Raw genomic sequence first — 16,756 nt, 5'->3', positions numbered from 1 at the left:
GAAGTGCGAATGTCCGATTTAACGGACACCGGCAGGCAGTGACAGGACCGCCTGTTATAGCGGAAGGGTATAGAGCTTGCTGTACCTGATGAGGTTTTTGCCGCGAGGCAGGAGCGAAAAGAAGTGGTAACACGGGTAATAACTCGTCTTCTCATATCATTATGGTATGAGAAGACGTTTTTTTATGTCGCTGAGAATTACTTGGTAATCTTCCAATGTCCCCGGACAGGAAATTTCCTGTTTTGACGGAATATATTTTCAGTCCGTTATGAGTAAGTACACAATTTATTTTTATATTTATGGAGGAAAGAAAAGATGGAAAAGCAGAGATATTATATCAGCACTGCCATTGCGTACACATCCGGTAAACCGCATATCGGAAATACCTATGAGGTCGTTCTTGCGGATGCGATCGCACGTTTTAAAAGACAGCAGGGTTATGACGTATATTTTCAGACAGGTACTGATGAGCATGGCCAGAAGATCGAGCTGAAGGCTGAGGAAGCTGGTGTTACACCAAAGGAATTCGTAGATAACGTTTCCGGTGAGATCAAACGCATCTGGGATCTGATGAACACATCCTATGATAAATTCATCCGTACAACAGATAAAGACCATGAAGAGCAGGTCAAAAAAATCTTCAAAAAAATGTATGCAAAGGGAGATATCTACAAGGGTCATTATGAAGGAATGTACTGTACACCATGTGAGTCCTTCTTCACAGAGTCCCAGCTTGTAGACGGCAAATGTCCGGATTGCGGACGTCCATGCGTACCTGCCAAGGAAGAGGCATATTTCTTCAAAATGAGTAAATATGCAGATAAGCTTATTGACTACATCAACACACATCCGGATTTCATCCAGCCGGAGTCCCGTAAAAACGAGATGATGAACAACTTCCTTCTTCCGGGACTTCAGGATCTCTGTGTATCCAGAACATCCTTTAAATGGGGAATCCCGGTAGATTTCGATCCGAAGCACGTTGTATATGTATGGCTGGATGCCCTGACAAACTATATCACAGGTATCGGCTATGACTGCGACGGAAACAGCAGCGATAAATTCAACAAATACTGGCCGGCAGATCTTCACCTGATCGGAAAAGATATCATTCGTTTCCATACCATTTACTGGCCGATCTTCCTGATGTCTCTGGATCTTCCGCTTCCGAAACAGGTATTCGGACATCCATGGCTGCTTCAGGGCGATGGAAAAATGAGTAAATCCAAAGGAAATGTAATCTATGCAGATGAGCTGGTTGAGTTCTTCGGTGTAGATGCTGTCCGTTATTTTGTACTCCATGAAATGCCATTTGAGAATGACGGTGTGATTACATGGGAGCTGATGGTTGAGAGACTGAATTCCGACCTTGCAAACACACTTGGAAATCTTGTAAACCGTACAATTTCCATGTCTAACAAATATTTTAACGGAGTCGTTGAGAATAAGAATGTTACTGAGCCGGTTGATGAGGATCTTAAGAGCTTCATCCTTCAGGTTCCGAAGAACGTTTCCGCAAAAATGGACAAGCTTCGTGTGGCAGATGCTATCACAGAGGTATTCTCTCTGTTTAAACGCTGCAACAAATATATCGACGAGACAATGCCATGGGCACTTGCAAAGGATGAGACAAAGCAGGATCGTCTTGCAACCGTTCTCTACAACCTGGTTGAGGGAATCTGCATCGGCGCATCTCTTCTGAAATCCTTTATGCCGCGTACAACAGAGCGTATTCTTGTACAGCTCAACGCAAACGAGAGAACTCTTGAGAAGATGGAGCAGTTTGGTCTTTATCCTTCAGGAAACCGCGTAACCGACAAACCGGAGATCCTTTTTGCGAGACTTGACCTGAAAGAGGTTCTTGAGAAGGTTGAGAAGCTTCATCCGAAGAAAGAAGAGCCGAAAGAAGAGCCGAAGGAAGAGGTAGAAGAGGAGAAAACAGAGAATGTGATCGATATCGAGGCAAAGCCGGAGATCACTTTCGATGATTTTGAGAAGCTGCAGTTCCAGGTTGGTGAGATCATCGCCTGTGAGGAGGTTAAGAAATCCAGAAAACTTCTCTGCTCTCAGGTTAAGATCGGAAGCCAGGTTCGTCAGATCGTATCCGGAATCAAGGCTCATTATTCCGCAGAGGAAATGGTGGGCAAAAAGGTTATGGTCGTTACAAACCTGAAGCCTGCCAAGCTTGCCGGAATCCTCAGCGAGGGTATGATCCTCTGTGCAGAGGATGCAGACGGAAATCTTTCCCTGATGGTACCGGAGAAAGAGATGCCTGCAGGCGCTGAGATCTGCTAAGTATAGACAGATATGGAATTGAATCATTTTGATAAAAACGGCAATGCTGTTATGGTGGATGTGTCCGACAAACCGGTCACTCACCGTACGGCAACAGCCACGGGTTCCATTCAGGTAAGCCCGGAGATCATGGCCGCGGTAAAAAGCGGAAATGTGAAAAAGGGTGATGTACTTGGTGTGGCCCGTGTGGCAGGTATCATGGGTGTGAAGCGTACTTCTGAGCTAATCCCCATGTGCCATCCACTTCCCATCCAGAAGTGTTCTGTGGATTTTGAGACCGATGAGGATGCGGGAGTGATCCGTGTATTCTGCACGGTAAAAACAGAGGGAAAAACAGGCGTGGAGATGGAGGCGCTGACAGGTGTTCAGGTGGCGCTTCTTACCATTTATGATATGTGCAAGGCAATTGACAAGCATATGGTCATGTCTGATATCCATCTGGAAGAAAAAACAGGAGGCAAAAGCGGAGATTTTCGTTTTGAGGAAAAATAATGATAGACAGGTGCGGAAGAAATATTGATTATCTCAGGATTTCCGTAACTGACAGATGTAATTTGAGGTGTATTTATTGTATGCCGGAGGAGGGAGTGCAACATGTGGAGCGCTCCCTCATTTTGCAGGAAGAGGAAATTTTGAGGATCTGCCGGGTGATGGCAGAGCTGGGTATCCGGAAGATCAAGCTGACCGGCGGGGAACCGCTTGTACGGCCGCGGATGCCTCAGCTGGTGGAAAAACTGAAAAATATGCCGGGGATCGAGAAGGTGACTCTGACTACAAATGGTGTGCTTCTGAAAGATCAGATGAGTGATTTTGCCCGGGCGGGGCTGGACGGATTGAATATCAGCCTGGATACGCTGGATGAGGCCTGCAGCAGGAGGATCACGCGGCGGGATGAACTGGGGCGGACGCTGGAAGGGATTTCGGAGGCAATGAAGTATCCGGAGATTTCACTGAAGATCAATTGTGTGCCTCTTGGGATCCCGGAGCAGGATCTTTGCCGGGTGGCGCTTTTTGCCAGGGATCACAGGGTGCATGTGCGGTTTATTGAGATGATGCCCATTGGGATGGGAAAAGAATTTCATGGGGTGTCGGAGGAGGAACTGCTTCGGATCCTTGGGGAAAAGCTTCCGCGGTTTTCGCCGTATGTTGGGGAGCCCCTTGGGAATGGACCGTGTCATTATTATGATGTGGATGGTTTTTCCGGAAAGATCGGGTTTATCAGCGCGGTGAGCCATAAGTTCTGTGGGGAGTGTAACCGGATCCGGCTGACTTCTCAGGGCTTTTTGAAGACTTGTCTGCAGTATGCGGCGGGAAGGGATCTTCGGGAGGTGATCCGCAGTGGTGGTTCGGATGAGGTGCTGAAGGCTGTGATCCTGGAGGCTTTGGCGGAGAAACCGGACGGGCATGTTTTTGGCGGAGGTCTGGAGAGACAGAAGGATGATAAGACGGAGAAGCTTTGTATGGCTCAGATCGGAGGTTGAGTGATGAAGAGAGTTGCTGTGATCACTTCTAGTGATAAGGGGTACAGAGGAGAGCGGGAGGATCTTAGTGGTCCTGCTGTGAAGGAGATTATGGAGGCGGCCGGGTATGAGGTTGTTTCTGTGGATGTTTTGCCGGATGACCGTGGGATGCTTGGGAGCCGGATGGCTGAGATCGCAGATCTGGGGCTTGCGGAGCTGATCCTGACTACGGGTGGTACCGGGTTTTCTCAGAGGGATGTGACACCGGAGGCTACAGAGGATGTGATCGAGCGGCGTGTGCCGGGGATTCCGGAGGCGATGCGGGCGTTTAGTCTGACGATCACGAAGCGGGCGATGCTGAGCCGGGCTACGGCCGGGATCCGGAAGGGGACGTTGATCGTTAACCTGCCGGGGAGTCCTAAGGCTGTCAGGGAGTGCCTGGAGGTTATTATTGAGGCGTTGGGGCATGGGATTGAGATTTTGACCGGCGATGCTGGAGAATGCGGACGGTAGTGTGTGGTGTATACTTAGACTAACGAACGGACGCCCAACGGAGGCAGGGCCAGTACGGTGACACGCTGCGCGGCCTGTTCGGCTGCGTCGCTGGTTTGCTGCCATTCGCGCCAACTCGCCTGTGGCTCAAACAGGGCGCTCGGTGGCAGCAGCTATACTCGCCTCTCGACGGCCGCTCCGCTAACGTCACCGCACTGGCCCTGCCTCCGTTGGGCTGGTTGTTGAATGTGGTAGGTTTTATGATTAAAATTCATCTCCAGCGATTCATAATTCCTGAGGCTTGCGAGTTGCATGTGGTAGGTTTTGCCGGATGTATTGATATTTGGAAATTAATATTGCTGGTGTGATATAGGAATAAATTTGGTAACGATGTGTAATTAATAGGAGTTTATTATGGGAAAAGTACTTGCGGTTTGTATCAGTGAGAAGAAAGGAACACAGAAGAAGAATGTTGGTTCGGCGGTTTTTGTGGAGGACTGGGGGCTTGAGGGGGATGCTCATGCCGGAAAGTGGCATCGGCAGGTGAGTCTTCTTTCCGGTGAAAAGATCGATGCGTTTCGTGCGAAGGGCGCAGAGGTTGAGGATGGTGCTTTTGGTGAGAACCTGGTTGTGGAAGGGATTGATTTTGCAAAGCTTCCGGTTGGCACCAGATTTCGCTGTGGTGAGGTTGTGCTGGAACTGACTCAGATCGGAAAGGAGTGCCACAATGGCTGTGCTATTTTTCAGAAGATGGGTGAGTGCATCATGCCCCGGGAAGGTGTGTTTACAAGAGTGCTGAAAGGTGGAAAAGTTTCCGTTGGTGACGAGATGACTGTGGATAAAGCTATGATTTTTGATACCCATGCACATTATGATGATGAGGCTTTTGATGAGGATCGTTCTGCCATGCTGGATAGTATGCAGGAGAACGGGATCGGGCATATTGTGGATGTGTGTGCTTCTGTGGGACATTTTGACCGGGTTTATGATTTGGTGGAGAAGTATCCTTTTATTTATGGCGCAATGGGTATTCATCCGGATGATGCGGATAAGGTGGATGATGCAGTTCTGGATGAGATCCGCAGATATTGCGACATGGAAAAGACTGTGGCTGTAGGTGAGATCGGTTTGGATTATTACTGGCATAAGGAGAAGGAGGAGCATCTTCTTCAGCAGAAGGTATTTCGCCAGCAAATGGACATTGCCCGTGAGAAACAGCTTCCGTTTATCATTCATAGCCGTGACGCCGCGGAGGATACGCTGAATATCGTGAAAGAATATATGAAGGACGGGATGTATGGTGGAGTTATCCATTGCTTTTCCTATAGCAAAGAAATTGCAAGAGAGTATCTGAATATGGGACTTTATCTCGGAATCGGCGGAGTGGTTACTTTTAAGAATTCCCGGAAGCTGAAGGAAGTGGCAGAGTATGCACCGCTGAATCAGATTCTGCTGGAAACCGACTGCCCGTACATGGCACCTGTGCCGAACCGTGGAAAAAGAAACAGCTCCCTGTATCTGCCGGAGGTTGTGAAAACCATTGCAGAGATTAAGGGAATCAGCTGCGAGGAGGTTGTGGCTGTGACGGAGAGTAATGCGATGAAGGTGTTGAATTTAATTTGATAAACTTGGGAAAAAGTGCTTTGTTATGAGCAAATAGCCGAATGTTCATTTGAGTTTAGTAATATGAAATGAAGAAGGAGCCGTTGTATAGTAGATGAAACATCTGTTTAACAACGACTCCTTTTCAGATCAACAAGGAAATCACCCGGCAGGCGTGCCATTCTCCTGCATCTCTCAGAACTTAAAAGAAAGCTCTTGTCAGTACCGGCGGCGCATGGTTGACACGAAAGTTTACCACCACGGGGAATTTCTTTTGTCAGGGTTCCAATATGGGGCTATTATAGAAATTATAGATTAATAATTAACAATCTAAATTTACATTCCAAAATGATAATCCTATTCTTTATATATTATATATGACATAAGCATAAAATTAAAGAAAAAAATATTATTTCCATTAGAATGTTATTTATTTTATGTATTGATTTAGGCTGTGATATATGATATTTTAGAAGAAGGAAAACAATTTAATTAATTACCATAGAAGGGAGGAACAAGATGAATGAATTAAAATTGGAATTTCAGTTGGAGACAACTGAAATTCCGGCAGAACTGGACAAGGTTTTGGTTAGCTTTCTGAAAGCAACAATAGAGAATTATTCTCCGGCACTTTTTGAAAAGCTTTATAATAAAAATTCGTCCATATTAAAAAAATATACCTGGGCAACATACCTGCCTGGGGCAAGATTTACACAGGAAAAAATATTACTTAACCAGAACCGATTTACTATGACATTTTCAGATGCAGACATAGGGGAACTGATTGAATTTTATAATGCATTTATACTTATGAAATATAAGCCATATTCTATGAATCAGAACTCTATGCGATTGATGGCAGTAAAGATACGAAACATTCCAGAAATACAGGATACAGAACTTATTATAAAAATGAGGAGTGCACTTATTGTTCGTAAGCATGATTCTATAAATAATAGTGATAAGTATTACACATGTAAAGATCTGGAATTTGGAGAAATGGTGAAGGAAAATCTGAGTATTTTTCTTGAAAAATTGAATTTGGAAATGGATATCAGTGATTTTTCTATAACTCCATTGAAGGGGAAAAAAGTGGTAACAAGGACGTGGAGCCGCTTAGTAGATGGAAGCATCGGGGTATATAAGATAACAGGAAATCTGGAACTATTAAATTTTCTGCGTGTAGCAGGATTGGGGACAAGAAGATCACTTGGAAAAGGGATGTGGGAAGTCATATATTAGGAGGTAAACCATCATGGAAAAATATGTGATTACTCTTGGTGATTTCCTGAAGAATGCTGGAATTGTAGGATTTCATTACATGCTTGAAACTGCGGGGGCTGAGAAAGAAGTTGATTTTGGATATACCGATGATAATCAGGCAATGTGGGTCAGCATGGACTATGCACAGAATGCAGATTGGACGGATATGTATTTTAAAGCTTTTATCAGATATTTTGGACCATTCAGCACATATCAGGGAATTAAAGATAAAATTCAATCATGTCTTGAAAAGATAGAAAGTGAAAACTGGAATTCAGGAAAACAGGAAAAAGAAGATCTGAAATTTATAAATGATAAGCTATTATCAAACAGCTATCAGGCTGGTTTTGCAAATATTCAAAAGAGGATTGAAAATCCAGAAATATATGAGAAACTAAAGAAAAATAAACTCAGTGATAAGCTGACATCAGAAGAATTAAAAACCCGGTTAAAAGAACTTCAGGAGTTTATAAATCAGCCAGAATGCAGCGAAACCTTTGCAATGAAAAGTATTATATATACTTATATAAATAGGTTCTGGAATGGAAAATGTTTTCTTTTACGTCCTAATGCAAAGAAAGATATGCGAGAAGTATTTGAAAAAGATTTCTCCGAACCATTCCGAAAATATTTGAATACAGATCATAAAAAGGTGAAAGATCTCTGCATTGATTGTGGCAATCCAACAGGGCCGAAAGAAAAAGTTTCGATAGCATTTATGAATGAGGTTGGAGATGATTTTACAAGAAAACGTTCTGCATTTTGGGACTGTAAAGTAGATGCATTTCTTTGCCCGGGTTGTGCTTTTATATATGCTCTAAGCCCTCTGGGATTTCGTTTGTATGCAAATAAATTTGTTTTTGTAAATACAAATGACAGCATTAATACTTTATTATATACAAATTCTAAAATAGGAAGAATTGATAAAGAAGGAGAAAAAACTGAGAACAAAAAATATTCTCAGTGGTTTGCAGAGACAATCAATGTTTTATTAAGAGAAAAGCAACAGGAAATATCAAATGCCCAGGTGATCTTGCGTGGAGTAGGTGCAGATGACAGGTATAAATTAAGTATTATTCGCAGAAGAATAGTGGAAATTATCAAGGAAAAAAGAGTATCTGATGCATTAACTGCGTTAGCTAAAGCTCCGATCACTAAAGTTAAAGATAATTTTATAAATGTACATGAAACAGTAGTTATGAATCTTTTGCAGTACCGGGAGCAGTATCAGTTATTAAATCAGCTGTTTAAAGAAAATATAAAAGAGGAATCAAAGAATTTTTATATTTTCTGGGTATATGAGGTGCAACTTTGGACGGAACTTGTAGTTGCATATCCTGCAAATGTGGGTAAAAGAAAGGAGATTTCTATGAGTTGTGGAGCTATGAAAAAAAGTGGAGCGGATTTGAGAAAAGTAATCATGACTGCAAAGGGAATGACTTCCAGTGAAGGCCTTAGAGGTATTGAATATCAGCTGTTAAATGCGTTAGCTGTGAGAAATGTAAATAAATTTATGGATGTTGTGATGCGTTTATACAGTGCATATGGTTCCAGGAGAAATGAAGATGGACATGAACTCCTGATACCAACAGGATTTGTTCAGATGTTAAATGATAAACAGAAATTCACGGAATATGGATATGCGTTTGTAATGGGATTAGTGGGATCTTATGAGCCTAAAAAGGAGGAAGCATGACTATGAAAAGAGAAGGTTTAACATTTACAGTGATTTTTCTGGCGGAAAGCGCAAATTATGGAGAGGGAATTGGAAATATTTCATCACTGAAAAAGATGACCAGAGGAGATTACGAAGAGTATTCATATATTTCCAGACAGGCACTGAGATATAACATGGTACAGCAGGCAAGCTGGGATACAACACCTGTAGATGGAAAAAGTGGAGTAGTACAGTTTGCTCCTTCTGCAACAATTGCAGACTATCCGGAGATCGATCTGTTTGGATATATGAAAACAACTTCTAAGGGAGAAGATCAGACAGGTGGAGCTTCTACGAGAAGTGCAGTTGCCAGACTCAGTAATGCCATTGCGTTGGAACCATTTCAGGGAAATCTTGAATTTTTGACCAATATGGGACTTGCTGTGAGAGGAAATCTGCAGAATGGTATTGCACAGAGTGAGATCCATCGCTCTTATTATTCTTATACTATGTCGATAGATCTGGACAGAGTTGGTGTAGATGGTGAGATCAATATTGCAGAAGAGGATAAAGCAGAAAGAGTGAAAGTTCTCCTGGATTCTGTTCATTATTTGTACAGAGATATTAAAGGAAGAAGAGAAAATCTCAGTCCATTATTTATAATTGGAGGTAGATACAGCAGAAAAAATCCATTTTTTGAGAACAGAGTAAAAGTAGATGAGAATAAGATCAATGTAAGTACACTGCAGGAATTACTTGAGGATGATAATATCAGAAATTATACGTATGCAGGTGTTACAGCTGGTATTTTTGATAATGAGGATAAATTAAAAGAAGCATTAAAAACAGAATCTGTAGGTTCAGTGTTTAATCATCTGAAAGAGGAAGTGGAGCAGTATTATGGAGAGGGCAATCAGGATTAAGTGTTTTCAGAACCTGGTAAATTATAAGAAACCAAGCAGCTTTATTATTAAAGAGACATTTCCTCTTCCACCATACTCTACAGTCCTTGGAATGATCCATGCAGCCTGTGGTTATACAGAGTTTCATCCAATGAAGCTTTGCATACAGGGAACAAACAGTGGAACGGTATCGGAGCTTTATACAAGATATTCATTTTCAGCAGGTACGAAATATGAAGAAGGACGGCATCAGATCTGTGTTGAAGATGGAGATAAATACGGAATTTTCAGGGGAATTGCCAATGTTGAACTGGTTTGTGACAATGATATGGTAATACATGTGATTCCAGAAGAGGATGATTTTGAGAAAGTATATAATTCACTGAAATATCCGCCAAGATATTTATCATTGGGACGATATGAAGATCTGTTGGATATTGAACGGGTGGATATTGTAAATATCCATCAGGAAGATGAAGTGGAAACGAAAAGAGATATGTATATACCGGTGAACTATGGAATCGACTTAGGAGACAAACGTGGAACAATATATAATCTTACAAAAGAATATGAAATTACGAAGCAAGGTCTGCGTCGTTGGAAAAAAGAAAATGGAAGAGTAAAGGCATATTATTGTTCAGCAAAAACTTCAATAGGTGAAGGAGCATATGTAGATGATTTTGAGAAAGATGCAGCGTTGATATTTTGCTGATTGAATAAGAAATGACGATTACCTTTGCAATGCAGTAGCTTTATGGACAGGCTTATGAGGAGGCAGAGTAGATACTCTGCCTCCGGAAGGAGAAAGCTATGGAGTATTATGCAAAATCCAGAAAAAAGATTTTGTCTCAGAGAGAAATAGATAAAGTCAGAGCTGAATTGGAAAATCTTATAATAAATCTTGAAGATGAATTTACAGAGACAGATCTTAAGATTATTAAAAATAATATAGCTCATTTGCAGAATATAGAAGAAGAGGAACAGAAAACATTAAAGGAACATCAGGACGACATTGTAAGATGCGCAGAGATGTTTTTTTTAGAATACGGAGAATATTTTACAGAAAAAGAAAAACATCTGGTTATAGAAGCTTGCAGAATGCATGACTGGGGGAAAGCAAATCTGGTTTTTCAGGGATTAGTAAATTCAGTTCAGGTAAAAGATACATATTCGCATATAAGCCGGATTACACAAATTCCTCATGGATTTTTAAGTGCAGTTACTATATCAGGAAAGGAATTTAAAAAATTATCAGAATTATTATCAGAAAAAGATTTCAGACCGTTTATTACAGCAATATATCATCATCACGATCGGGAAGATGTTTATGAGGGAGATGATATTCGGAAATATGCAGAAAAGTATTATATAGAACAGATAAGGAAATATTTGAAAAGAGATATCAAGAAATTATATTGCAGTAACCAGTCTAAATTATTGTATCGCAATAATTCTTATGCCCGCCGAGAACCAATTGAACCTAAAGTTTGGGAAGAGTATCTTTTGATCAAAGGCTTGCTTAATAAATTTGATTACACAGTAAGTGCAGGGTATGAGAGGGCAGAAATTGAGCCGGATCTGCGTGAGAAAAAATTAAGGAAAAATATAGAAACTTATCTTCAGAACAAAGAGTTGCGGCCTGCACAGAAATTTATGATGGAACATAAAAATGAAAATCTGGTTGTTGTAGCACCTACAGGTTCCGGAAAAACAGAAGCTGCATTGTTATGGCTTGATGGAGAAAAGGGATTCTATACACTTCCCCTGAAGGTATCTTCTAATGCGATTTATTCTCGTATTAAAAATAATTATTCTTATGAAAATGTTGCATTGTTACATTCTGATAGCATGTCAATGTATTTAAAAGAGTTTGAAGAAAATGAACTGGATATCAATGTAAAATATGATCGTGCAAAAATGCTGGCGCAGCCATTAACTGTTTGTACGGTTGATCAGCTATTTAAATTTGTATATAAAGCACTGGGAACGGAAATTTTTGCAGCAACTTTGAAATATTCTAAATTAATATTAGATGAAATTCAATCCTATGAACCTTCAGTTATTGCGATTATTATATATGGATTGAAAACAATCCAGGAAATGGGCGGGCGTTTTGCAATTATTACGGCAACATTTCCGCCCGTTCTCAAACATTTTATGGAAGAAAATGGCCTGATAGAAAATAAACAGTATCTTTTTAAGGATTTTACAGGAGAGGAATACTCAACAAATCAGGTCGCAAGGCATAAGATTCAGATTAGAAAATCAGAAATGGATATTGATGAAATATTAGAGCAGGGCAGAAATAAAAAGGTTTTGATTATCTGTAATACAGTTTCCCGGGCACAAAAAATTTATAAAGAAATGCAAGAGAAATCAGAAAATGTTTATTTGTTGCATTCGCGTTACATAAGAAGAGACAGAGCTTTTCTGGAAAAACAGATTATGGATTTTGCTGAGTCAGAAGAAAACGGAATATGGATAACAACGCAGATTGTGGAAGCGAGTCTGGATATAGATTTTGATATACTACATACTGAAATGTGTACAGCAGACAGCCTTTTGCAGAGAATGGGACGTTGTAACAGAAAAGGAAGGTGTTTTCCGGAAGAAGCAAATATTTTTATATATGATAATAGAAATGGTGTTGGGAAAAATTGCATTTATGATCCGGTTATGTATGATCGTTCGTTGGACTTGCTTGCTCAGTATGAAAATTTAGAGTTTGTAGAAAGAATGAAAACGACATATATGAATCAGGTTTATGATCCGGACAAAATAAAAAAAACGAGCTATTATAAAGAAATAGAAGATTGTCTGCAAAGACTTTCAAAAATTCATCCTGTAGATTATAAACTGAAAGAAGCTGAAATACGAAAAATTGATAGTGTAACAGTTGTACCGGAAGACATTTATCAGGAGAAAATGGATTTGTTTGAATATGGAACAGATTTTCTGCGGAAATCTAATATAAGTAAAGAAACGAAAAGTCTTATAAGATCTAAACTGGAGGATATGACATTAAATTTGAGTATTTATAATAATAAATTTCCAGAAAATGTAGACAGAGTTTCTGTTGGTTTTAAAGATTGCAAAAAAGTTACAGATATTCATCGTACAGAATATAAATATGAATTTGATCCCAGAACAGGAAAAGGTCAGGGATTGTTGACATCTGAGATTCTTGAGCAGTGTGGATATTTTATGTAGGAGAAAATGTATGGATGAGAGAATCACTGGTGTGATGATTTACTATTATTTCGTTTGTAAGCGGAAATTATGGTATTTTTGTCATGATATTCGGATGGAAACGGAGAATGAAGATGTAATGCTTGGTAAGATTCTGGATGAGAGTAGTTATAAGAAAAAGGATAAACATGTAAATATCGATGATATTATAAATATTGATTTTATCAGTGAGCATAAGGAACTGCATGAGATTAAGAAGAGTAAGGCTGTGGAAGATGCTGGAATCTGGCAGGTGAAGTATTATCTTTATTATTTGCAGAAACGAGGGGTGAGCGGACTTAAAGGGAAGATTGATTATCCGTTGCTGAAGAAGTCGGTAATTGTTGAATTGTCAGAAAAAGATGTGGAAATTCTGGAGCGGATTATTATTGAGATTACAGATATTAAACATCAGGAGATTCTGCCGGTTTCTGGTAATAGTAAATTATGCAAAAAATGTGCTTATTATGATTTATGTACTATATAAACTTTGGATTTGTATAGGGGGAAAAGCATGAAGCAAAGTTTTTATGTTTATAATAACGGGGATTTGAAACGGAAAGATAATACGCTTCAGTTTACAAATTATGATGGTGAAAAGCGGGATATTCCTATTGAGCGGATTTCAGATATTTATGTTATGTCTGAGATGTCGTTTAATACGAAGTTTATTGATTACATATCTCAGTATGGGATTCCGATGCATTTTTTCAATTATTATAATTTTTATATGGGAAGTTATTATCCGAGAGAAAGTCTGCTAGCGGGCCAGCTGTTGGTGAAACAGGTCAGCTATTATACAGATTATGAGAAAAGGCTGGTTCTTGCAAGAAAATTTATAGAGGCGGCAGCAGATAGTATTTATCGGAATCTTCGGTATTATAATGGTCGGGGAAAAGATGTGTCGGAATATCTCAGAGATGTGGATTCTCTTCGTAAACAGCTAAGTAGTGTGACAACGATTGAAGAACTGATGGGAATTGAGGGGAACATCAGGAGAAGATATTATGCTGCGTGGAATGTGATTGTTAATCAGGAGATTCAGTTTGAAAAGCGTGTAATGCATCCACCAGATAACATGATCAATTCTTTGATTTCTTTTGTAAATACATTAATTTATACGAAAGTGCTTGGCGAGATTTATCATACACAGTTGAATCCTACGATCAGTTATCTGCATGAACCTGGAGCAAGACGATTTTCATTGAGTCTGGATATTGCGGAAGTGTTTAAACCATTGATTGGTGACAGATTGATTTTCTCGTTGTTGAATCGAAATCAGATTACAGAGGATAGTTTTACGAAGGAACTAAATTTTCTTCATTTGAAAAAAGATGCTTCTAAACTGATTGTATCTGAACTTGAAAAGAATCTTAAAAAGACTGTGATGCACAAGAATTTGGGAAGGCAGGTTTCTTATCAGTATTTACTTCGGTTGGAGTGCTATAAGTTGATAAAGCATCTGCTTGGTGAAAAAGAATATGAAGGGTTCAGAATATGGTGGTGAATTATGTATGTAGTTTTGGTTTATGATGTGAGTCAGCAGGAAAATGGTTCGAAGCGTTGGTCGAGGATTTTTAAGATTTGTAAAAGGTATTTAACGCATATCCAGAATTCTGTTTTTGAAGGTGAAATTTCTAAGGCTCAGTTGGCAAAGTTACAACAGGAACTTAAGTTCTGTATAGATAAAGAATTGGATTCTGTGATTATTTTTAAATCAAGGCAGGAAAAATGGTTGGATAAGGAATTCTGGGGACGGAAAGATGATGCAACCAGTTTTATTTTGTAATTGTCAACCTACGATACGGGAAAAATCCCGGGAGGTTGACAAAGCCTTTATTTATAAGGAAAATGGAAGTTTTATAGAGTGTTATAATATCTATTTTGTGTATAAAATAATTGTAAATGACAAGGTCGACAGAAAATGGTAAAATAAACGATGTATTATAGGCGAATGTGGAGCACGGGTATTAATAGAAACATTGTGGAATGTAAAGAGGGCAAACATTAGTGATATAATGGCATGAAACGAAGTATTAATAGAAACATTGTGGAATGTAAAGGACTTTTTCCGTTGCGGTTGATGTGGCATCACTGGTATTAATAGAAACATTGTGGAATGTAAAGTGCTCAGAGCCTTTAATGATGTAATGAACCGGCAGGTATTAATAGAAACATTGTGGAATGTAAAGATATGAAAACCTTGGTTACATTGGTTACACGGTTGTATTAATAGAAACATTGTGGAATGTAAAGAACATTTTGATTTTTTATGACGACAAAACCGTTACTTGTATTAATAGAAACATTGTGGAATGTAAAGTGATCATGGTCTGCATTGCTTCCTGGGTTACTCCGGTATTAATAGAAACATTGTGGAATGTAAAGCAGAGCCCTCTACAGTCGATGTCTGTTCTTACTCTGTATTAATAGAAACATTGTGGAATGTAAAGGTAAATGATTACAATTCAACACTTACCGTTGTTTCGTATTAATAGAAACATTGTGGAATGTAAAGAAAGACAAAGAGAGAAGTCCTTGGACTGCAAGCAGTATTAATAGAAACATTGTGGAATGTAAAGAAGAGTGATGAGCTCCGTCGTGAAAATCTGTACTATCGTATTAATAGAAACATTGTGGAATGTAAAGATATATGATGTTTCTGGAGTGCCCGGTATCTTCTGTGTATTAATAGAAACATTGTGGAATGTAAAGAGAAATATTACCCACATCATTCTCACCTCCTCTGGTATTAATAGAAACATTGTGGAATGTAAAGATGCAGATGATACAGCAGTTTATGCGGTTTAAGCAGTATTAATAGAAACATTATGGAATGTAAAGACGTTTTTATTCGACTGGTTGGCACAAAATTATCCGTATTAATAGAAACATTGTGGAATGTAAAGTCAGGTTTTGAAGAAGAATATGCAAGCGACAAACTGTATTAATAGAAACATTGTGGAATGTAAAGACGCTTTATAACCTTCCTGGCTCCGTCGGTTCCTTGTATTAATAGAAACATTGTGGAATGTAAAGTGTTTCAAGTGCTCCTACCGCATCTCTTGTAGCGTATGTGTATTAATAGAAACATTGTGGAATGTAAAGTGGCGAAATGAAAAGACGCCGTACCTGAAGGAGATCGTATTAATAGAAACATTGTGGAATGTAAAGAAAGAAGAAGCTGCGCCGATCGAGTATACTGCTGGTATTAATAGAAACATTGTGGAATGTAAAGTCCTGTGTCCGGCGGTTTAATCCACGCGAGCAGTCGTATTAATAGAAACATTGTGGAATGTAAAGAACTGTCCGTCAGCTTCTACGCCCAGCATTGCCTGGTATTAATAGAAACATTGTGGAATGTAAAGGAGGATGCGGATTCTTTAATGATTTACGACGCAGCGGTATTAATAGAAACATTGTGGAATGTAAAGGTGTATCAGTCAACAGCAGAATTCGGAAACCTGGTACGTATTAATAGAAACATTGTGGAATGTAAAGTGGCATCTGGTTACACAAAACTGGAATCAGACTCAGTATTAATAGAAACATTGTGGAATGTAAAGGCGTATGCAAATCGCATTTATAAGCGTTACGGTCTTGGCATTAATAGAAACATTGTGGAATGTAAAGAATTTACGAGCCCCGAGAAAACTGACCGAAGAGCAGAGTATTAATAGAAACATTGTGGAATGTAAAGCTGCTAAAAAAAGAAGGAGAAAAAATCCGGAAGATTGTATTAATAGAAACATTATGGAGTGTCAAAGATTAAGAACAATTGAGTGTGTGAAACTTTTTCTGTAAATAGCTAATAACAGCAAGGTCTTCTATGGTAAAATATAAATCATAGGAGGCCT

13 protein-coding genes, 1 pseudogene and 1 CRISPR repeat array are annotated in these 16,756 nt (G+C 39.5%); all 14 genes and pseudogenes read left to right on the top strand.

Annotation, left to right across the window (positions count from 1 at the left end):
• Nucleotides 1-315: 315 nt before the first annotated feature.
• The 14 genes and pseudogenes from metG to cas2 all read left to right on the top strand — a co-directional run bounded on the left by metG (nt 316) and on the right by cas2 (nt 14,688).
• A complete protein-coding gene (metG, locus tag AB5026_RS10345) occupies nt 316-2,295 on the top strand; it encodes a methionine--tRNA ligase (RefSeq protein WP_022426573.1) in 1,980 nt (659 codons plus the stop codon).
• 12 nt (nt 2,296-2,307) lie between these two features.
• Nucleotides 2,308-2,787, top strand: coding sequence for a cyclic pyranopterin monophosphate synthase MoaC (moaC, locus tag AB5026_RS10340; RefSeq protein WP_021653088.1), 480 nt, complete (start codon nt 2,308-2,310; stop codon nt 2,785-2,787).
• Entirely contained in the window at nt 2,787-3,776 is a 990-nt protein-coding gene (gene moaA / locus AB5026_RS10335) for a GTP 3',8-cyclase MoaA (RefSeq protein WP_118608948.1), read from the top strand. Before moaC ends, moaA begins: the two co-directional genes overlap by 1 nt.
• 3 nt (nt 3,777-3,779) lie before the next feature.
• A complete protein-coding gene (locus tag AB5026_RS10330; RefSeq protein WP_015526380.1) occupies nt 3,780-4,268 on the top strand; it encodes a molybdenum cofactor biosynthesis protein B in 489 nt (162 codons plus the stop codon).
• Between the two features lie 393 nt (nt 4,269-4,661).
• A pseudogene (locus AB5026_RS10325) lies at nt 4,662-5,069 on the top strand (MOSC domain-containing protein); the annotation flags it as partial.
• Nucleotides 5,070-5,093: 24 nt separating this feature from the next.
• Nucleotides 5,094-5,870: a TatD family hydrolase gene (locus tag AB5026_RS10320; protein ID WP_368213286.1), complete on the top strand. Its 777-nt coding sequence runs from the start codon at nt 5,094-5,096 to the stop codon at nt 5,868-5,870.
• 498 nt (nt 5,871-6,368) lie between these two features.
• Nucleotides 6,369-7,091, top strand: coding sequence for a CRISPR-associated endoribonuclease Cas6 (cas6, locus tag AB5026_RS10315; protein ID WP_174095685.1), 723 nt, complete (start codon nt 6,369-6,371; stop codon nt 7,089-7,091).
• 13 nt (nt 7,092-7,104) lie between these two features.
• On the top strand, nt 7,105-8,808 hold the full coding sequence (locus AB5026_RS10310) for a Cas8a1 family CRISPR/Cas system-associated protein (protein WP_237972100.1): 1,704 nt from the start codon (nt 7,105-7,107) through the stop codon (nt 8,806-8,808).
• 2 nt (nt 8,809-8,810) lie between these two features.
• Nucleotides 8,811-9,692: a type I-B CRISPR-associated protein Cas7/Cst2/DevR gene (gene cas7i / locus AB5026_RS10305; protein ID WP_174095684.1), complete on the top strand. Its 882-nt coding sequence runs from the start codon at nt 8,811-8,813 to the stop codon at nt 9,690-9,692.
• On the top strand, nt 9,670-10,383 hold the full coding sequence (cas5, locus tag AB5026_RS10300; protein ID WP_256163985.1) for a CRISPR-associated protein Cas5: 714 nt from the start codon (nt 9,670-9,672) through the stop codon (nt 10,381-10,383). Before cas7i ends, cas5 begins: the two co-directional genes overlap by 23 nt.
• Nucleotides 10,384-10,481: 98 nt before the next feature.
• Nucleotides 10,482-12,881 carry a CRISPR-associated helicase Cas3' gene (cas3, locus tag AB5026_RS10295; RefSeq protein ID WP_256163986.1) on the top strand — a complete coding sequence of 800 codons (2,400 nt, stop codon included), beginning with the start codon at nt 10,482-10,484 and terminating at the stop codon, nt 12,879-12,881.
• Nucleotides 12,882-12,891: 10 nt separating this feature from the next.
• The gene (cas4, locus tag AB5026_RS10290) at nt 12,892-13,386 is read left to right on the top strand and encodes a CRISPR-associated protein Cas4 (RefSeq protein WP_256163988.1); all 495 of its coding nucleotides are present in this window, start codon (nt 12,892-12,894) and stop codon (nt 13,384-13,386) included.
• 27 nt (nt 13,387-13,413) lie between these two features.
• On the top strand, nt 13,414-14,406 hold the full coding sequence (gene cas1b / locus AB5026_RS10285; RefSeq protein WP_178687408.1) for a type I-B CRISPR-associated endonuclease Cas1b: 993 nt from the start codon (nt 13,414-13,416) through the stop codon (nt 14,404-14,406).
• A gap of 3 nt (nt 14,407-14,409) precedes the next feature.
• Nucleotides 14,410-14,688 (top strand): CRISPR-associated endonuclease Cas2, encoded by a 279-nt coding sequence (gene cas2 / locus AB5026_RS10280; RefSeq protein ID WP_015526369.1) that lies wholly within the window; start codon nt 14,410-14,412, stop codon nt 14,686-14,688.
• A gap of 178 nt (nt 14,689-14,866) precedes the next feature.
• A CRISPR array of direct repeats spans nt 14,867-16,665; the repeat unit is 30 nt; unit sequence GTATTAATAGAAACATTGTGGAATGTAAAG.
• Nucleotides 16,666-16,756: the final 91 nt, after the last annotated feature.

It is taken from the genome of Blautia sp. RTP21359st1_E11_RTP21359_211015, from assembly GCF_040910705.1.
GTDB classification, from domain to species: domain Bacteria; phylum Bacillota; class Clostridia; order Lachnospirales; family Lachnospiraceae; genus Blautia_A; species Blautia_A fusiformis.
This window is presented reverse-complemented; position numbering and strand designations above follow the sequence as displayed.